15 protein-coding genes are annotated in these 18,644 nt (G+C 69.9%); 4 read left to right on the top strand and 11 right to left on the bottom strand.

Features of this window, described 5'->3' with window-relative positions; genetic code table 11:
- Nucleotides 1-78: 78 nt before the first annotated feature.
- Nucleotides 79-1,425: a serine/threonine-protein kinase gene (locus AHOG_RS26500; RefSeq protein WP_093943743.1), complete on the top strand. Its 1,347-nt coding sequence runs from the start codon at nucleotides 79-81 to the stop codon at nucleotides 1,423-1,425.
- Between the two features lie 269 nt (nucleotides 1,426-1,694).
- Complete coding sequence (gene groL, locus AHOG_RS26495; RefSeq protein ID WP_093943742.1) at nucleotides 1,695-3,314, top strand: chaperonin GroEL; 1,620 nt, start codon at nucleotides 1,695-1,697, stop codon at nucleotides 3,312-3,314.
- A gap of 257 nt (nucleotides 3,315-3,571) precedes the next feature.
- On the opposite strand, the gene AHOG_RS26490 is transcribed toward groL, so the two are convergent.
- The 4 genes from AHOG_RS26490 to AHOG_RS26475 all read right to left on the bottom strand — a co-directional run bounded on the left by AHOG_RS26490 (nucleotide 3,572) and on the right by AHOG_RS26475 (nucleotide 8,051).
- Nucleotides 3,572-6,232, bottom strand: coding sequence for a CHAT domain-containing protein (locus AHOG_RS26490; protein WP_157737056.1), 2,661 nt, complete (start codon nucleotides 6,230-6,232; stop codon nucleotides 3,572-3,574).
- A gap of 333 nt (nucleotides 6,233-6,565) precedes the next feature.
- Complete coding sequence (locus AHOG_RS26485) at nucleotides 6,566-7,078, bottom strand: carboxypeptidase regulatory-like domain-containing protein (protein ID WP_245856459.1); 513 nt, start codon at nucleotides 7,076-7,078, stop codon at nucleotides 6,566-6,568.
- Nucleotides 7,075-7,677 (bottom strand): RNA polymerase sigma factor, encoded by a 603-nt coding sequence (locus AHOG_RS26480; RefSeq protein WP_245856458.1) that lies wholly within the window; start codon nucleotides 7,675-7,677, stop codon nucleotides 7,075-7,077. Before AHOG_RS26480 ends, AHOG_RS26485 begins: the two co-directional genes overlap by 4 nt.
- A 176-nt stretch (nucleotides 7,678-7,853) precedes the next feature.
- Nucleotides 7,854-8,051, bottom strand: coding sequence for a hypothetical protein (locus tag AHOG_RS26475; RefSeq protein ID WP_093943740.1), 198 nt, complete (start codon nucleotides 8,049-8,051; stop codon nucleotides 7,854-7,856).
- Between the two features lie 995 nt (nucleotides 8,052-9,046).
- On the opposite strand from AHOG_RS26475, the gene AHOG_RS26470 reads away from it, so the two are divergent.
- Nucleotides 9,047-9,721, top strand: a complete 675-nt coding sequence (locus AHOG_RS26470) for a copper homeostasis protein CutC (RefSeq protein ID WP_093943739.1) — start codon at nucleotides 9,047-9,049, stop codon at nucleotides 9,719-9,721.
- Nucleotides 9,722-10,633: 912 nt separating this feature from the next.
- On the opposite strand, the gene AHOG_RS26460 is transcribed toward AHOG_RS26470, so the two are convergent.
- Together AHOG_RS26460 and AHOG_RS26455 are read right to left on the bottom strand one after the other, a co-directional pair.
- The gene (locus AHOG_RS26460) at nucleotides 10,634-10,861 is read right to left on the bottom strand and encodes a PspC domain-containing protein (protein WP_093943737.1); all 228 of its coding nucleotides are present in this window, start codon (nucleotides 10,859-10,861) and stop codon (nucleotides 10,634-10,636) included.
- A gap of 96 nt (nucleotides 10,862-10,957) precedes the next feature.
- Nucleotides 10,958-11,353 (bottom strand): hypothetical protein, encoded by a 396-nt coding sequence (locus AHOG_RS26455; RefSeq protein WP_157737055.1) that lies wholly within the window; start codon nucleotides 11,351-11,353, stop codon nucleotides 10,958-10,960.
- Nucleotides 11,354-11,479: 126 nt separating this feature from the next.
- Between AHOG_RS26455 and AHOG_RS26450 the strand changes: the two genes are divergently transcribed.
- Nucleotides 11,480-12,673 carry a CapA family protein gene (locus AHOG_RS26450; protein ID WP_184451134.1) on the top strand — a complete coding sequence of 398 codons (1,194 nt, stop codon included), beginning with the start codon at nucleotides 11,480-11,482 and terminating at the stop codon, nucleotides 12,671-12,673.
- 146 nt (nucleotides 12,674-12,819) lie between these two features.
- On the opposite strand, the gene AHOG_RS26445 is transcribed toward AHOG_RS26450, so the two are convergent.
- The 5 genes from AHOG_RS26445 to AHOG_RS26425 form a co-directional block, all read right to left on the bottom strand.
- Nucleotides 12,820-14,481, bottom strand: a complete 1,662-nt coding sequence (locus AHOG_RS26445; RefSeq protein ID WP_093943735.1) for a DNA repair helicase XPB — start codon at nucleotides 14,479-14,481, stop codon at nucleotides 12,820-12,822.
- 483 nt (nucleotides 14,482-14,964) lie between these two features.
- Nucleotides 14,965-15,831, bottom strand: a complete 867-nt coding sequence (locus AHOG_RS26440; RefSeq protein ID WP_093943734.1) for an ABC transporter ATP-binding protein — start codon at nucleotides 15,829-15,831, stop codon at nucleotides 14,965-14,967.
- Nucleotide 15,832: 1 nt separating this feature from the next.
- Nucleotides 15,833-16,657, bottom strand: a complete 825-nt coding sequence (locus tag AHOG_RS26435; RefSeq protein ID WP_245856457.1) for an ABC transporter permease — start codon at nucleotides 16,655-16,657, stop codon at nucleotides 15,833-15,835.
- A gap of 166 nt (nucleotides 16,658-16,823) precedes the next feature.
- The gene (locus AHOG_RS26430) at nucleotides 16,824-17,591 is read right to left on the bottom strand and encodes an ABC transporter permease (RefSeq protein WP_093943732.1); all 768 of its coding nucleotides are present in this window, start codon (nucleotides 17,589-17,591) and stop codon (nucleotides 16,824-16,826) included.
- Between the two features lie 4 nt (nucleotides 17,592-17,595).
- Nucleotides 17,596-18,636: an ABC transporter substrate-binding protein gene (locus tag AHOG_RS26425; protein ID WP_093943731.1), complete on the bottom strand. Its 1,041-nt coding sequence runs from the start codon at nucleotides 18,634-18,636 to the stop codon at nucleotides 17,596-17,598.
- Between the last annotated feature and the right edge of the window lie 8 nt (nucleotides 18,637-18,644).

Below are 18,644 nucleotides of genomic sequence, written 5' to 3'. Positions count from 1 at the left end.
GAGGCTGCACGTCGATGGTGGTGATCAGGTTCGTCGACCGCCCACGGATCACATTCACCGAGCGTTAGGCTGCGTTTCGTGTCGGAGGACCTCACCGGACGTCGTCTGGGCCATTATCGGATCACCGGCGTACTAGGCCGTGGCGGCATGAGCGTGATGTATCGAGCGACCGATGAACGCCTCGGTCGCAAGGTCGCGCTCAAGGTGATCGCGGAGCACCTGTCCGGTGACGGCGAGTTCCGAGAACGCTTCGTCGACGAGGCCCGCAACACCTCCGCGATCGACCATGCCCATGTCGTTCCGCTGTACGACTTCGGCGAGGTCGACGGACTGCTCTACATCGCCATGCGGCTCGTCGACGGTGCCGACCTCGCCGAGAAGATCAAGGACGGCCCGCTCTCGCCCACGAGGTGCCTCGACCTGTTGGGGCAGGTCGCCGAGGCACTGGACATGCTCAATGGTCGAGGGCTGGTCCACCTGGACATCAAGCCGGCGAATGTGCTGGTCACCAGCCGGGAATCCTCTGGGGAGCACGTCTACCTCGGCGACTTCGGGCTGACTCGACGCGGCGCGACGGGCCACCGCACCCAGGGCGGCGACTTCCTCGGCTCCCCGACCTACGCCGCGCCGGAGCATCTGCGGGGTGAGCCGGTCGACCCGAAGACCGACGCCTACTCGTTGGCCTGCGTGCTGTTCGCCTGTCTGACCGGGCGGCCGCCGTACCAGGGCCAGGTCTCCGAGGTCATCGAGGGACACCTCGCCAAGCCGGTCCCGTCGGTCACGTCGCTGGTCGCGCTGCCGCCCGCCATCGACGACGTGCTCCGCCGCGGCATGAACAAGGATCCGAAGCAGCGCTATGGGAACTGCCGCGAGCTGATCGCCGCGGCGCGCACCGCGCTCGCGTCGACGCCGAGGCCTGATCAGCCGCCCGCGCCCGCGCAGCCCGATACCGGCTCGCGGCCCGCGCTCTCGGGCGCTGCGCCGCCGCCGGGCTCGGCACCGCAGGGCGCCGGGGCGCCGGGCGCGAACTGGAATCGGCCGAGCTTCCCCGCGACGCCGCAGGCGGGCAGGCAGTATCCCGTGTCCTCGCCGATGGCGGAGCCGATGCGTCTGCGCCCGCCGTCGCCCGCCCAGTCGGCGGCCAGCTTCACCGGCCAGCGCGGCGGCGGGAACAGGTGGGTGCTGCCGATCCTGGTCGGCGCGGTGGTGCTGGCGATCACCGTCCTCGTCATCGTGTTGATCAACGGCGCCTCGGCGAGCGATCAGGGTCTGCGTGCCTCGGCCGCCGTCCACGTGGAGAGCGGTTCCGCGGTGAGCGGCCCTGTGGTGAGCGGTCACGGCGTGGAGAGCGGTCCCGAGGTGGACGCGAACTCCGCCGTCGCTTCTCGTGCTGCCGAGGACGGCGGGAGCGTCGTCGAGGACTGAGATCGCCCCGTGACGAGCCGCGATGTGCCTCGCGGCCGGGTGACTGCCGATCGACTGCCTTGCACTCGGCCCCCCGGAGTGCTAAACACGAGTTGGCACTCAGTACACTCGAGTGCCAGAGGTCGGGTCGGTGAGACCGAGTCGCGACAGCCCTGCCTGAGGGGCTGCCGTGCCGGTCGTCCGTCGCGGGCGCCGTGCCTGGCCGTGCATGTCCTTGCTGTGGGGGTGAAAGCGTCCGCAGCGACCAATTGCCGGAGGACGACACAGCAATGGCAAAGTTGATCGCGTTCAACGAGGATGCGCGTCGCGGCCTTGAGCGCGGCATGAACACCCTCGCCGACGCCGTGCGGGTGACGCTCGGCCCCAAGGGCCGCAACGTCGTGCTGGAGAAGAAGTGGGGCGCCCCCACCATCACCAACGACGGTGTCTCGATCGCCAAGGAGATCGAGCTGGAGGACCCCTGGGAGAAGATCGGCGCCGAGCTGGTCAAGGAGGTCGCCAAGAAGACCGACGACGTCGCGGGTGACGGCACCACCACCGCCACCGTGCTGGCCCAGGCGCTCGTGCGCGAGGGTCTGCGCAACGTCGCGGCGGGCGCCAGCCCCCTCGGCCTCAAGCGCGGCATCGAGAAGGCCGTCGACGCCGTCGCCGAGCAGCTCCTCAAGACCGCCAAGGAGGTCGAGACCAAGGAGCAGATCGCTGCCACGGCGGGGATCTCCGCGGGCGACGCCAGCATCGGCGAGCTGATCGCCGAGGCGCTGGACAAGGTCGGCAAGGAAGGCGTCATCACCGTCGAGGAGAGCAACGCCTTCGGGCTGGAGCTCGAGCTCACCGAGGGTATGCGCTTCGACAAGGGCTACATCTCGGGCTACTTCGTCACCGACACCGACAGGCAGGAGACGGTCCTCGACGACCCGTACATCCTGCTGTACAGCTCCAAGATCTCCTCGGTCAAGGACCTGCTCCCGCTGCTGGAGAAGGTCATGCAGGCGGGCAAGCCGCTGCTGATCATCTCCGAGGACGTCGAGGCCGAGGCCCTGGCCACCCTGGTGCTGAACAAGATCCGCGGCACCTTCAAGTCCGTCGCCGTCAAGGCGCCCGGCTTCGGTGACCGCCGCAAGGCGATCCTCCAGGACATCGCCATCCTCACCGGCGGTCAGGTCATCAGCGAGGACGTGGGCCTCAAGCTGGAGACCGCCGACCTCTCCCTGCTCGGCCAGGCCCGCAAGGTCGTCGTCACCAAGGACGAGACGACCATCGTCGAGGGCGTCGGCGAGTCGGACCAGATCGCGGGCCGCGTGAGCCAGATCCGTTCCGAGATCGAGCGCAGCGACTCCGACTACGACCGTGAGAAGCTCCAGGAGCGGCTGGCCAAGCTCGCGGGCGGCGTCGCGGTGATCAAGGTCGGCGCGGCCACCGAGGTCGAGCTGAAGGAGCGCAAGCACCGCATCGAGGACGCGGTGCGCAACGCCAAGGCCGCCGTCGAGGAGGGCATCGTCGCCGGTGGCGGCGTGGCGCTGCTCCAGGCCGCCGAGGCCGCCTTCGGCGGGCTGACCCTGACCGGCGACGAGGCCACCGGTGCCAACATCGTCAAGGTCGCGGTCGAGGCCCCGCTCAAGCAGATCGCGGTCAACGCCGGCCTTGAGGGCGGCGTCGTGGTCGAGAAGATCAAGGGCCTGAAGGCGGGCGAGGGTCTGGACGCCGCCACCGGCGACTACAAGGACCTGGTCGCCGCAGGCATCACCGACCCGGTGAAGGTCACCCGCTCCGCGCTGCAGAACGCGGCGTCGATCGCGGCTCTGTTCCTCACCACCGAGGCCGTCGTCGCCGACAAGCCGGAGAAGGAGAAGGCCCCGGCCGCTCCCGACGCCGGTGGCATGGACTTCTGATCCATCGCTGACGCGCACGACAGCACAGCACGAAGAAGGCGGCCCCGCGGTTCTCGCGGGGCCGCCTTCTCGTCGTCTCGGGCCTGCTCGGCGTGAGCTCGGCCGGTTCCGACGCGGCTGCTCGGCGGCGGTCCGATGCCCTGCGGTCCGTCGTCCGCTTCTGGTGTGGTCCGGCGTGCGGTGCCCGGCGTCGATCGTCGAGGACGGCCGAGGACGAGCCCGCCGACAGTTGAGCGGCCGTCGGTCGACTCGCCGGCTCAGGTGCCGGAGCCGAGACAGACGAAGGGGCGTCGCAGCGGTTCGCGGGCGACGGCCTCCGCCAGCGCCGCGGCGGGCGGGCGGCCTTGGACGAGGAGTCCGTGGAACTCGGCCATCGTGTCGGCGGCGGCCTGATCGCCGACCTTGCTGGTCGCGGCGATGACGGTACGAGAGCCGCTGGCCAAGAGGGCACCCGCGAAGCCCAGCGCCTCGTCGCCGGGTCGGATGCGGTTGAGTGCGAGCTCGCAGGCGGCGAGCACCACCCGCTCCGGCGCACGGCGCAGCCGCGCCGTCTCGTGCGCGAACAGCGAGCCGTCGGTGAGTTCGAGCCGGGAGAACATCGCGTTCTCCGGCTCGTGCGCGCCATGCGCGGCGACATGAGCGAGCCGCGCGCCGTCAAGGGCGTCGAGCACGGCCCCGACCGTCGCCTGTCGGCCTTCCAGCACGCGGGCGTCCGGATGATGCGTGCGGAGTCCGGCCACCTCGCCCACGGCGCCGAGCAGGTCGGGACCGCTGATCAGCACGACATGGCCCGCCTCGGATGCCTCGGCGGACCTCGGCACGGGTGTTCCTGCCGTGCTCGCGGGACCCGACGGCTCCGTGCCGTTCTCCGAGCGGTCGTCGGCGCCCCGGCCGCCGGCACTCGAGACGTCGGCACCCCGGACCGCCCTGGCGGGGAACCGCGAGTGGTATCCGGAGTCCTGATCGCGAGGCGACGTGTCGCGAAGCCCGCCGGTCTGCTCGGCGGTCGGTCCGTCTCCGTCGTCGTGGGCGGAGGTCGGGCTGCCCGCGGTCTGGTCGGCGGAGAGCCACGCGGTGGCGGAGGGGGCCACGGTCAGCGGCCTGCCGTGCATGGACGGGAGCGTTCCCCAGGCGACCGCGTACAGCGCGCCGGTCGGCACGATGACCAGCTCGCGGTCCCCGACCAGGCCTGCCAACGGCCGCAGCAGCTTCTCGTCGAGGCGCTCCGCCCTGCGTCGAGCCGAACCCGCGATCACGTCGACCAGCGGGGTGGGTTGACGGTCGGGGGCCAGCGCGTTGAGATCGGCGTGCAGCTCTCGGGCCGCCGCCGTGATCTCGGCGACGGGTCCCAGCCGCACCAGCCGGGGCCGTCCGTCGACGATCACCACCGCCACGGCGGTCCCGTCCGAGACGGCGAAGCTCACCATCGCACGCTCGCGGAGCCGAGCCGCCACCTCGGCGAGGCTCGCGATCGGAGTCGGTTCCCCCCACAGACTGGTCTGCCAGCCCAGGCGGGTGATCTCTCGTTGCAGCGTGGCGTGGCGGGCGGCCAGCTCGCCGGGGTTTCTGCCGTCGAGTCGCGCCTGTTGCAGCTCTCGGCTGAGCACCCGGTAGTCATCGACTCGCTCGGCGAGCACCGGGTCCTCGATAGGGGGTTGCGGCTGGTAGCGGTACACCTGTGCGCGGGTCCGCTCCAGCCAGTGGAACAGCCTGCGCACGTCGACTCGGCCGTCATCGGGGGCCAGCACCAGTCGGACGGCCAGCTCGCCGAGTTCCCGGCCGTGTACCGCGGTGCCGCTCACCAGGTCCAGACCGCCCATCCGGTCACGAATCCGACCCAGCTCGGCCAGCCCGCTCTTAGCCTGCGCCAGCGCACGACGGCGATCTCCCTGGGTGAGGGCGAGCTCGGCTCGGCAGAGGCGCAGTAGCATCCGGTGGTCGATGGGGGTGATCCGGCGAGGCCGTCCGATTCCGGCCAACTCGGCCGCGGCCTGATCGAGGTGACCCAGTCGGAGTGCGATGCGCACCGCCAATGCCTTGGCCACTCCGGACTCGTCGGTGAGCCGGAGATCGGTCAGCCGGTCGGCGAGTCGCAGGGCTCTGTTCCGCAGGCCAGCGGTGACCCGGCCGTCGCGGAGGGCCACCGACACATCGGTTCGCAGTCGGGTGAGCGCCGCGATACCCGCCCAACTGAGATTGCCGCGTCGGGTCAGTCGTCGTTGGGCCGATGTGGAGAGTCGGCGTGCCGTGTCCGGATCATCCAGGAGGAGCGCGGCGGTGGCTCGAAGAATCTCTGCCTCGGCGAGATTCTGCCGGACACGATCTCGCTCGAGAACAGGCAGAGCCTCATCCAGGTACTTGGCGGCCTCCTCGGCCAGGCCGGCGGTCAACAATGCCTCGGCCTGATCCATACGGAGCGTGGGGAGCATGTCGGGGGCCACCCGGTTGTAGCCGAGATTCGTCTGCTCGTAGTAATGGATGGACTCCGGTATCGCGCCGACCCTGAGGGACAGTGCCCCCAGGTTGTGCTGGGCCTTTGCTGTTATCAGCGCCAACCCGTGATCGCTGGCTAAGGCCAGGCACTGCTCGAGATCTTTGATCGCAGGCTTCTGCCGTCCTATTCTGATAAAAGCGAGAGCCCTGTTCAACAGGGCTCTCGGAAGTATCGACCTCTCCTCGGGTATCTCGCTCTGAGTCTGTTCGAGGAGCGCCACGCCTCGGTCATGTCGCTCGATCGCAAGATAGTTCTTCCCGGCCCTCGAGAGCATGAATCCATGCTGGCCGTCGATGATCCCGGCGAAGAGCTTCTGCTGATTCCCCGTCGGCAGGGTCTTCACCAGCGAGCGGGCTTGTCGCAGGATCTTGAGCCCTTGCTCGAGACTCCTGGTCTCGGCTTGCGAGGAAGCGAGGCTTATCAACGTCCTGATCCGCGACCGGATGAGATCCGTGTGAACCGGGGCGTCCGACTCCACGGTGGCATCGGCTGTGTCAAGTGTTCGCAAAGCACGGCGAAAGAGGCGACGCGCTTCAGCGGGACGGTACGCGGACGCAGCTGCTGCGGCAGCACCACGGTATGTCTCGGCTCGGCGCAGGATCTTGACCTGAGCGTCATGACCAGTCACCGTCTGCACTGCTCCGGTAGCAGGAAAGGGGCAGGGCGGACCATACCAGCAGCCATGATCTACGCCCCGCCTCGTCGTCGGTGGGCAGCGGTGCGTTGTGTCAGGCCGACGGGCTGCGTGCGGTGAGCATCACAACACGATGCTCGGCGTGGCGATCGTTCTGCCCGGCCTGCCCTCGACAGTGGTCAGATGCACCAGGATCTGCGTGGTTCCTCGCGGCACGGTCTCCAGGGCGAACCGGCCGCCCTCATCGGCGGAGATCGAGCTGGACTCGTGGCCGGCCACTCGTACCTCCACGAGATGCGGGCCTCCCGGAACCAGCCACCCGTCGAAGCGATGACCGGTGCCGCTCGGCGCGAGAGTGAGCATCAAGGTGAGGTCGCCGACCGTGAAGGTCATCGTGCTGGGCTCGGCGCCGCGTACCCCAGCAAGCGGCTTAGGGCGTTCCCAGCGGGCCACCTCCACGTTGATGTTCTCCAGCTCGATGGCGAACTGCGCACGCTCGATCAGGCCGGCAGGAACCGGGTCGGCCTCATCCAGCACCAGGCCCAGTTCGGCCAGCAATATGTCCCCCCCGTAGAACGTGCTCTCCTGGTCATCGCCGCCCGGGTGTCGCCCGGAGCCGTGCCCGGTCGGACTCATGGTGAGCCTCCTTCCGCTGTGAGCAAGGACCGCAGCTGTTTCAGGCAGCGGCCTCGCGTCGGTCCCACACTTCCCCGAGGTATCTCCAGGGCCTCGGCGACTCCCTGATATTCGACCCGGCCCGCCAACACGGTCAGACTCAGCACTTCCTGACACTTGGGGGACAACCCGCGATACGCCGCCCACAGCTGCTGGTCCCGGTCGCGGCGCAGCGCCTCCGGTTCCGGCAGGTGATCCTGGGACGGGAGTTCGTTCAGGGCTTCGGCGGGCATCGTCGCGCCCTGATCTCCACGCAAGGCCCGAACGGCCTCACGGCGAGTCGTGGTGATCAGCCAAGCCGCCAGCGCCCGGGGATCCTCCATGGCATGCAGATTGCGCAGCAGGAGAAGCCAGACGGTCTGCACGACGTCCTCGGCCGTGACCGTGCCGAGCCCGCGTGCCCGCGCGACCCGCCAGACCAGTGGCGTGAGGCCGACCACCAGTGCGTTCAGCGCCTCGCGGTCGCCCGCTCGTGCCGCTATCAGGCACGCCTCGTGCCGGTCGTAGCCGTCGAGCTCGTGCCAGGACAGCTCCGACTGGCCGGTCCGCGCGTGGTTCACGCTGCTTCCCCCTTCCGACCCCCAGTCCGCCATGATCTCAACTAGGACGTCGCAAAGTCGGTTCCGGCCCAGCACGGGACGGAACCGACCTCGCAATATAAGAGCGACAACATCTCAACCAGATACATCGATCACACGAATGGACTAGTGACGATGATCACGAGATCTCGGGCGATCTAGTTCGTCTTGCCCGGCTCACTGAGGGGATCGCCGACGCCTCCGCTCGGACTGGGCCTGCGCGGTCCGGTCTCCTTGCCCGGAGCGGCGACCTCCGTCGTGGAGTCCGTCACGTCCGCCACGCCCTCCTCGACCGGCGGGAACTGTGCCTCGAACTCGGCGACATCGACGTCCTTCTGCTTCTCGGAGCTGGTCACGCTTGTTCTCCCTTGGTCGGCTGGCCGGTAGGACGCGGGTGATCTTGAAACGGTGCCCGCCGGCAACAGCGCTGTCGAACAGATGTCATGCGCGAATCTCAGTGCGGACTGCCCCCAGTACGCACGGATCGTTCGGGAGATGTTCAGGCGACTGCCGACGGGTGGGGCCTCCCCCGCGCGCCCCACCCGTCGGCAGTCTTACCCCCTGCCCCTTCACACCCCCAGCCATCCGCGAAGGGACCGCGCCACGGACCACGGCAGCCGAACGACGTGTGACTTCGCTCCCCCAAGCGAAGCCTGTCGCTCCCCCTGCCGCCGCGATCCGCGGCTTCCCCCCACCGGCCGTGTGAACGACCTGTGAGACAGGAGGGGCGGATCGGCCGCCAGATACATCGGCGGACAAACTTTTTTGAACTCTTTCCGGTGGTGGTTCCCGTCGACTGTCGACGGTGGCCTGTCTGCCGAGGTCAGCGCGGGTGTCGTGCGATGGTCGGGCGGGGGACGGTCGCGTGATTCGCTCGTCTCGACGCCGCTGCGGTCGCACGGGGAACCAGACCCGGCGCCGGATGCGTCTGCCGCGGGGAAGGGGGACGGGTCGCATGCCGACGGCGACGATCGGCTTCGGTCGGGCCGCGGCTTCGCCGCCCCTCGCCACCGCCTCACCCGCCTGTGCGCCCCTAGGACGGGCTCGGTCGGCACGCGGCCCCCGGTGTCAGGAGCGGCGGATGTCTCCAGCGCGGACGACGGCCGCTCGGTGTGCCGGACCTCGTCCCGGCGTTACCGGCCCGGGCGATGCCCGAGCCGAGCACGTCCGCCGTGACGCGCTCGCCGTCCGGAGTCCCGGAGACAGGCGCACCAGGTCGACGGCGACGCCGGCCGACGCCGCGCCGGTCGGCGGTCTCGGCGCAGTCGTCCGCTCGACCAAAGAGGTCTAGACCACGTCGTTAGGCTGGGCGGGCGCGGCGCACCGCGCCAGAGCAGAGGGGACGACGCGAGTGGCGGACGGATTGCTGGAGGTCATCGCGCTGGACGCGGTGGACGCGGAGGCGGCGCAGGCGGGAGGTGCCGACCGGCTGGAACTCGTGACGAACATGGCGGCGGACGGGCTGACACCCGACGTCGCCACGGTGCGCAGCGTGTTGGCCGCCACCGACCTGCCGGTTCGCGTGATGCTGCGTGACGCGGCGGGGTTCCTGCCCCGCGATCTGACCGGGCTCCGACGATCGGCCGCCCGGCTGCGCGAGGAGGGCGCGACAGAGTTCGTGCTGGGCTTCCTCACGACACGCGGCGAGGTGGACGAGGCCGCGTGCCGGGCACTCCTGGCCGAGTTGGACGGCTGCCGCTGGACCTTCCATCGTGCGCTGGACGGCGCGGCGGATCGGCGGGTCGCCTGGACACGCGCCGAGACGCTCGGCTGCGACACCGTGCTGACCGCGGGCGGGCCGAGCGGGGTCTCCCGCGACTGGCACGAGCTGCTCGGCTTTCTCGACGCGGCGGAACCCGATCGCGAACGACTGCTGATCGGCGGGGGCCTGCGCGCCACGCATGTGGCGCCGCTGCGGGAGCGGGGCGTCCGGCGCTTTCATGTCGGCGGCGCCGTCCGGCCGGACTGGCACTCGCCCATCGAGGTCGACGAGGTGCGTCGCTGGGTCGAGCTGGTGCATCGGTGAGCCCACGCGGCGGACCGGTGCCGATGCCGCTCGTGACCTGCCGGGGGCACAGGGCGGACGCCCTCGGGCACGGCTCTCGCTGCCGAGGTGACGGTCGGGGCAGGCACGAGCAGCAGGGACGACACGCGCCGACCACGCTCGATGTCCTTACCGGGCCGCCGTAGGCGGCGTCGCCCGCGTCCGTGGACCGGTCACGCCCACGAACACCGAGATCGCCCCGCGGCGCGCTCCCGGCCTGTGGACCAGGCCGGGTCGGACCGGCGTACCTGGTGAGCCACGGTCGGACGTCAGACCGCGGCCGACGGCATCGCGAGGCGATCGCTGGTGCTGGTGCTGGTGTCGGTGTCGGGAGGTCGTGTCGCACCTCGATCCTCGGTGGTCGACGAACGAGTGGGAGTCGGTCTCGGCTCGGTGGAGACGGGGCGCCCTCCGCTCGGGGCTACCGGGAGGAGCCGCCGTGTCGCGGTGCGGGCCGCGATCGAGAGGGGATCGGGCGAGATCGGGATCGCGGCGTCCGGGCCTGGTGGTTCGGCTGCCGGGACGGCCCGTGCCACCTCGCCCGGCGGGGCCCGGCGGGGCCCGGCGGGGCCCGGCGGGGCGGCCCGTGCAGGCAGGGGTGGCGCGGCGGTCGATCGGCCGGGACGTCCTCGCGTTCCCGGCCGTTCTGGACCTGAAGGCTTCGTCCCGGACGTCTCGCCCCGGATGTCTCGCTCCGGACGTCTCGACCAGGGCGCCTTCACCCGGACGCTCTAGGCCGAAACCTCTCGGTGCGGCCTGCCGGCGGAGGGGGCGGCAGAGGGTGCGGCACGGCGTCGGACAAACCGCGTCGGTGGCGGGTCCGTCCGAGAGCGGGTCTGCCGCGGGAACGGGCCTCGACGGCGGGCCTGGACTCCGGCAGCGAGGTCGGCCGCATCAGTAGTCCTCTTCCGGAATGATCAGCCAGCAGAGGGCATAGGCCGCCACTCCGAGGCCGAGTCCGATGATGCTGAGGACGACGAAGCCGATGCGGACCAGCGCCGGGTCGACGCCGAGCGCCGTGCCGAGCCCGCCGCTCACGCCCGCGAGCATGCGATCCTGCCTGCTACGACGGATTCTCCGTAGTCGCGATCTGGCGTCGGTGATGATTCGGTGTTCTGTCATGCCTCAAGCCTGCTCGCTCGAGGCCTGCCTACCATCGGGCGGACACCGGAGATCCACCCCTAGCCCGTCGTGGAGACCCGTCAGGGTTTCTCCCCGTCACCCTGTCCGGGTCGCTTCGAGGTAGCGCAGCCCGTGACGCAGGTGGTCGACGAGCTCGGCCAGCTCGCGGGGATCGAAGACGACGGTGATGGGGCTGTCCTCGACGGTCATCGAGAGCGCCATCTTCCGCTTGTAGACCTCGACCAGCAGGGCGGTCGGCCCGTGTTCCTCGTGCACGCAGGGCACGCCGAGCGTCGTGTCGGTCTCCAGCGCCTCGATCAGTGCGAACACCCCACGCCAGTCGAGCGTCACCGCGAATCGCGCGGTGGAGGCCAGCCGCAGGTACAGCCTGCGGCGATCCTCACTCAGCTCCACCTGGTTCGTGCAGGGTCCGTAGACGGTGTCTCGTCCCCGGACTCGCCGGTAGAAGAGGAAGCTTCGAGCTGGCGCCATGGTCGCTCACCTCACTGGTGACTCAGTGTTAGCGGCGGCGGGGATCATGATAGTTGACTACTCGATCTGGGCGATAGTCCGAATGGCCCTTCTGCTCGATTTGGGTGTTAGCGCTACTTTCAGTGCATGTTTAGTGGCTTAGGTGCCCGTGATCAACACTTTCGTGTGGCCGCTTTGGTGGTCTTCGGCCTGGTGGCATCGATGGTGGCGGGCTGCGTCGGAAGCCCGGTCGTCGCCCCGCCGAATCCGGCGCCGGGCGACGAGTCACCCGGCGGATCCGCCGAGGAGTCCGCCGCGGCGGCGGGCCCGCGCGACTCCTTCACCCTGGTCGCGACCGGCGACGTCCTGATCCATCCCGCGCTCACCGAGCAGGCGGAGCTCGACGGCGCCGAATCCGGCGGTGGGCGGGACTTCGCGCCGCTGTTCTCGGGGATCGAGCCGCTGCTGTCCGGCGCCGACGTGGGACTGTGCCACCTGGAGGTGCCGCTCGCCGCCCCCGAGGGCCCGTTTCTGGGCTGGCCGTTGTTCAGCGGCCCGCCCGAGGTCGCCGACGGCCTCGCCGCCGCGGGCTACGACGTCTGCACCACGGCGTCCAACCACACGGTGGATCAGGGCGAGGAGGGCGTCATCCGCACCCTGGACCGGCTCGACGAGGTCGGCATCGACCAGGCGGGCGCCGCGCGCACCGAGGAGGAGGCCGCGACCCCGCTGGTCCGGGACGTCGACGGTGTGCAGGTGGGTCACGTGTCCCACACCTTCGGCTTCAACACCGGCACGAGCCTGCCGCCGGACAAGCCCTGGATGTCGAACCTGCTGGACGCCGACGAGATCCTGGCCGGTGCGCGGGCCGCGGAGGAGGCGGGCGCCGACGTGGTCGTCGCCAGTCTGCACTGGGGCGTGGAGTATCAGCACGAGCCGACGGAGTCGCAGGTGGCCCTGGCCGAACAGCTGGCGGGCGACCCGGCGATCGACCTGATCATCGGCCACCACGCCCACGTGGTGCAGCCGTTCGAGAAGGTGGGGGACACCTGGGTGGCCTATGGACTGGGCAACAGCGTGGCGCGGCACGCCGAGCCGCGCGGCGTCACCGAGGAGGGAGTCGCCGCCCACTTCACCTTCGAGCGGACCGCCGAGGACGACTGGGCCGTCGCGAAGGCGGCCTTCGTCCCCACGCTCGTGGATCTCGGTCCGCCGGTCCGCCTGGTGGACCTCACCACCGCCGAGTCGACCCCCGCCTACGACGCGGCGGCGACGCGGATCGAGGAGATCGTGCTCAGCAGGGGCGCGGCCCAGGACGGGCTCGCACGGCACGAGGGCTGAGCGTCGACTCCGTCGCATCCCCGCGACGGCCGCCCTGTCGTACGCGCGTCACCGCCGGATCGGGGGCCGCGCGCCCTGCCGGTTCGGTGCCGCCGACGACGCCCCGGCCGGCCCGCCCGGCCTCCGGCGGCGACCGCCGCGGCGCGTCAGGCGATGTCCGGCAGCGACGGGCCGAGCAGATCGTCCGCGTCCACGATCCGGTAGGCGTAGCCCTGCTCGGCGAGGAAGCGCTGCCGATGGGCCGCGTACTCGGTGTCCAGGGTGTCCCGCGAGATCACCGAGTAGAAGTGCGCCTGTCGACCGTCCTCCTTCGGCCGCATGACCCGACCGAGCCGCTGCGCCTCCTCCTGACGGGAGCCGAACGTGCCGGATACCTGGATGGCGACCGAGGCCTCGGGCAGGTCGATGGAGAAGTTGGCGACCTTCGACACGACCAGCGTGCGCAGCTCGCCCTTGCGGAACGCCTCGAACAGCGCCTCTCGCTCCTTGTTCTTCGTCGAGCCCTGGATCACCGGCGCGTTCAACGCCTCGCCGAGTTCGTCGAGCTGATCGAGGTAGGCGCCGATGACGAGCGAGGGCTCGTCGGGATGCCGATCGAGGATCGCCCGGACGACGGGTGTCTTGGTCCGCGCCGTCGCGCACACCTTGTAGCGCTCCTCCGCGTCCGCCGTGGCGTAGGCCAGCCGCTCCGACTCGGTGAGCGTGACACGAACCTCGGTGCAGTCGGCGGGCGCGATCCACCCCTGGGCCTCGATGTCCTTCCACGGCGCGTCATAGCGCTTCGGACCGATCAGCGAGAAGACGTCGCCCTCGCGACCGTCCTCGCGGACGAGGGTCGCGGTGAGCCCGAGTCTGCGGCGGGACTGGAGGTCGGCGGTCATCCGGAAGACCGGCGCAGGGAGCAGGTGCACCTCGTCGTAGAGCACCAGACCCCAGTCGCGAGAGTCGAACAGCTCCAGGTTGCGATACTCGCCCTTGGACTTCCGCGTGATCACCTGATAGGTGGCGATGGTGACCGGCCGGATCTCCTTGCGCTCGCCCGAGTACTCGCCGATCTCGTCCTCGGTCAGCGAGGTGCGTGCGATCAGCTCGCGCTTCCACTGCCTGCCCGCGACCGTGTTGGTGACCAGGATCAGCGTCGTGGCGCGTGCCTCGGCCATCGCCGCCGCGCCCACCAGCGTCTTGCCCGCGCCGCACGGCAGCACCACGACACCGGACCCGCCCGCCCAGAAGGCCTCGACGGCCTGTCGCTGGTAGTCGCGCAGCTGCCAGCCGTCCTGCTGCAACGAGATGGGGTGCGCCTCGCCGTCGACGTACCCGGCGAGGTCCTCGGCGGGCCAGCCGATCTTCAGCAGTGCCTGCTTCAGCCGGCCCCGTTCGCTGGGATGCACGACGGTGACGTCGTCGTCGACCCGCTCGCCGAGCATCGGAGCGATCTTCTTGTTCCGCAGCACCTCGGTGAGGACGGCCCGGTCGAGCGACTCCAGGACCAGACCGTGCACCGGGCTGTTGACCAGTCGCAGCCTGCCGAAGCGGCCCATCGTGTCGACGACGTCGACCAGCAGCGGCTGCGGCACCGGATATCGGGAGTACCGGACGAGGACGTCGACCACCTGCTCGGCGTCGTGCCCGGCCGCCCGCGCGTTCCACAGCGCGAGCGGAGTGATCCGATACGTGTGCACGTGCTCGGGAGCGCGTTCCAGCTCGGCGAACGGCGCGATGGCGACGCGCGCGTCGTTCGATCGGGGATGGTCGATCTCCAGCAGCAGCGTCTTGTCTGACTGCACGATGAGTGGGCCGTCGGTCACCGCGGTCGTGCTCCTTGTCCTCACAGCGGAGTGCGCCTGTCCAGTGTGCCTGTCCAGGTCTGTTCTGCCCGTTCGGGCGGGCTGATCCCGCACCGGCGAGTCCGTCGCCGCCAGGGCGGGGACGTCCGGCCGGGTCGCCGGTCGACGGCGATTCGACCGCAGCCCTCCGGTGCCCCGCGGCTCGGTCGAGTCTGCCAGGTCGATGGGCGAACGGGCTGGTCCCACCATGCGTCGAACAGACATCGCGGCTGGTCATGACGTGTCGACGGTGCGTCGCGGCGCCCTCGGTCGCCTTCGACGGGCGGGTGGCCTGCACCCGGTGCACGTCGGCCCGGCGCTCGGTCCGGCCTGCCGCACCCCGGAATCCGACTCGTCGCCGGAGACGGGAAGGCCCGGTACGCGATCTCCGCGCACCGGGCCTTCCTCGGTCGGCCGGTGGAATGCCGCGGCCCGGCGAGGGCGTCCCACCGGGCCGGGCCGGGATCAGGGTTTCGCCGCGGCCACGGCCTCCTGGCCGAGCGCGTCGGCCCCGTCCTCGGCGCCCGCCGAGTCCGAGGGCGCCGCCGTCCCGGCCGAGGCCGGGTCCTCCGGACGGCGCAGCAGCCGCGCCACCTCGCCGCGCAGTTCGATGAAGCGCGGATCCTCCTTGGTGGTGATCTGATCCCGTTCGGCGGGAAGGTCCACCGGGAGGTCCGCGACCACCGACGCGGGCGCGGTGGACAGCACCAGGACCCGATGGGCCAGGTACACGCTCTCGTCGATGTCGTGGGTGACCAGCAGTACCGTGGTGTCCTGTTCGCGCTGGACCTTGAGCAGCAGGTCCTCCAGCTCCGCCCTGGTCTGGGCGTCCACCGAGGCGAAGGGCTCGTCCATCAGCAGCAACGCAGGCCTGCACGCCAACGCCCTGGCGATGGCGACGCGCTGCTGCATGCCGCCGGAGAGCTGCCGAGGGTACTTCGCCGCTGCCTTCGTGAGCCCGACGGCTTCCAACGCCTCGGCGGCGCGCTCCTTGCGCTGTGCCGCGGGGATTCCCCGGCTGCGCAGCGGGAACTCCACGTTGCCCGCCACCGTCAGCCAGGGAAACAGCGACCGGCTGTAGTCCTGGAACACGACGGCGAGGTCCTCCGGCACGCCGGTGACCGCGTCGTCCTGCAGCCGTACCGTTCCGCGACTGGGCCGGTGCAGGCCGGACACCGAACGCAGCAGCGTCGACTTGCCGCATCCGGAGGGGCCGACGATGCAGACCAGTTCGCCGGTGTTCACCGTGAAGGAGAGGTCGTCGATGGCCGTGTAGCCCGCGTCGCCTCCGTAGGTGTGACCGAGATCGGTCACCTGCAACATCGTCGTCATGTCACCCTCCTGTCCTGGCCAGGCTCGTGCCTGCGCCCTGCGCCTGCTGCCACCCCAGTACGCGGCGTTCCACCGCGAGGAGAACCGTGTTGAAGACGTAGCCGAGCACCCCGAGCAGGACGATCCACGCCCAGGTCTCGTCGAAACGGAAGAGCCGTTGCGCGGCGATCAGCTGATAGCCGATGCCGTTGATGGCCCCGACCAGCTCCGAGATGACCATCAACACCAGCGACAGCGACAACGCGACCCGCAGGCCTGCGAAGATCTTGGGGCCTGCCGAGGGCAGGACGACCATGCCCATCCACTGCCAGTAGGGGATGCGGAAGGACTTGGCCGTCTCGACCTTGGTCTTGTCCACCGCCTGCGCTCCGTCGACCGCGTTGAGCAGCACGGGCCAGACGACGCCGAAGATGATCGTCGCCATCTGCATCGGCGTGCCGATGGAGAACAGCGCCAGGAACACCGGCACCAGCGCGGGCGAGGGGATCGCACGGGCGAAGGAGAACAGCGGACCGACGTAGTCCATCGCCGTGCGCGACCGCCCGAGCACCAGACCGAGCGACACGCCGATGACGCCCGCGATCAACCAGGCACTGAGCATCCGCACCACGCTGGGCACGATGTCGCCGAGCACGGTGTCGCTGAGGAAGAGCTGGTTCGCGGGCCCGGAGAACCAGAGACCGACGGCCGTCGCGCCGATCTCCGACGGCGGCGGGAAGAAGACGCTCTCGCCGAGGCGAGCGGCGACCTCCCACACCAGGATGAGTCCGACGAAGACGACCCAGCGTTGGGCGAAGCCCTTGAGGGCGAGCACTGACCTGGTCACCTGCTCACCTCCGGTCGACCTGCCCGAGGCGTCCGGTGTGTCCTCGAACTCGCGGACGATGTCATCGGCGGGCGCTGCTCCTGCTCGTCGCCGACCGGCAGGCCGTGTCGGACCGACCGAGACGACGATGTCGTGAATTGACGGTGAATTCCACTCCGCACACGGCTCACCGGACGGCCTCGACGGTGTTGTCCCAGCCGAGCCAGCGTCGTTGAGCCCGCTCCAGCAGTTCGTTGACCAGATAACCGACGATGCCCGCGACCACGGTTCCGGCCAGGACGAAGTCCATCCGGCCGCCGCTGGAACTGGCTTCGAGGATGAAGACGCCGAGTCCGACCTTGCCGCCCGCGAGGAGCTCGGTGCTGATGACCAGGATCAACGCGATGGAGGCTGCCACCCGGATGCCGGTGGCGATGAACGGCGCCGAGTTGGGCAGCGCCACGGTGGCCAGGGTGCGGAGTCTGCCGAGCCGGAACGATCGAGCGGTGTCGACCATCATCGAGTCCATCTCGTCCAACGCGTAGATGGTGTTGAACATGATCGGCCAGATCGCGGCGTAGACCGCGAGGACGATCTTGGTCTCGGGTCCGGTGCCCAGCAGGACCAGCGCCAAGGGGATCAGCGCCACCGACGGGATGGGCCGCAGGAACTCGATGACCGAGCGGGTCGCGACCCGCACCGCCTTGATGCTGCCGAGCAGCAGTCCGGCGGGTACCGCGATGGCGATGGCGATGCCCATCGCGATCAGCCATGCCAGGACGGTCGCGATGATGTGGAGCAGGAAGGACTGGTCGACGAGCAGGCCGCCGAGTGTGGTCAGGACGACCGACGGCGGGGGGAGATAGTACGAGGGGACCAGGCCGGACCGGCTGACGACCTCGCACAGGACGAGAAAGCAGGCCAGTCCGACCAGTCCGCGAAGAACCGAACGCATCGAGTCAGTTTCGCGTCGGCGTGAGGATCATCGACTCGGCCTCGATCGGCTCGTCGATCAGCTGGTACTCCAGCATCAGGTTCGGGATTCGCTGCAGCCGCGACGCCTCCAGCGTCGTGGGCCAGCCGCCGAGGTTCAGCAGCGACGCGGTCTCCGGCTCGATGCTCGCGTACTCCTGCACCATCTGCTCGACGCGCTCACGGTCGGAGCTGGCGACCTCCTGGCCGCGGGAGAAGGCGCGCTGGAACGCCGCGACGGTCTGCGGGTTCTCCTCCGCCCACTCGTCCTTGGCCGCGAAGCCCGCGATCGGGATCTCCTCGGTGGGGCCGGACGCGGCGTCGAAGACCGGCACGGCACCGATCTCCAGCTCCGAGTTGGTGATGAACGGCTCGGCCATCAGCGCCGCGTCGACCTGGCCGGAGTCCAGCGCCGCCGCCATGTCCGGGTAGCCCATCTCGGCGAAGTTGACGTTGTTCGGGTCGAGATCGTTGGCCCGCAGCACCGACTTGATGGTGACCTCGGCCAGGCTGCCCTGGCTGGTGACGCCGATGGTCTTGCCCATCAGGTCGTCCGGCTGGGTGAGCCCGCTGTCCGGCGTGGTCATCACCATCCAGGTGTTGGGCAGCGCGTAGTAGCTGTCGGCGACGAGCTTGATGTTGCCGAGTGCCGAATGTGCGGCGAAGATCGACACCCAGTTACCGAAGACGATGTCGAGATCGCCTGCCTCCAGCGAGGGCATCGCCGCCGCGGCGCCCTGAATGGACGTGAGCTCGATCTCGACGCCCTCTTCCTCGAAGAATCCGTCTTCGATGGCGATGTGCACGGAGGCGACGTCGACGACCGGGAGTAGTCCCAGTCGGATGACCTCCTGCTCCACGGCGCCGTTTCCGCCGCCGCCGCTGCTCTCCTCCTGACCTGCGGAACCGTCGAGGAGTCCGCAGGCGCTGGTAGCGAACAGAGTCGCCGTCGCCATGATGGCGGTGGCGACTCTGGCGGGTCTGGCGAGTTTGGTGGCCGGCGCACCGGAGCCCACACGTGGGGCCATGCCCCCTC

Source organism: Actinoalloteichus hoggarensis (genome assembly GCF_002234535.1).
In the GTDB taxonomy this organism is placed as follows: Bacteria; Actinomycetota; Actinomycetes; order Mycobacteriales; family Pseudonocardiaceae; genus Actinoalloteichus_A; species Actinoalloteichus_A hoggarensis.
The sequence above is the reverse complement of the archived record's forward strand: the minus strand, read 5'-3'. Positions and strand labels throughout refer to the sequence as shown.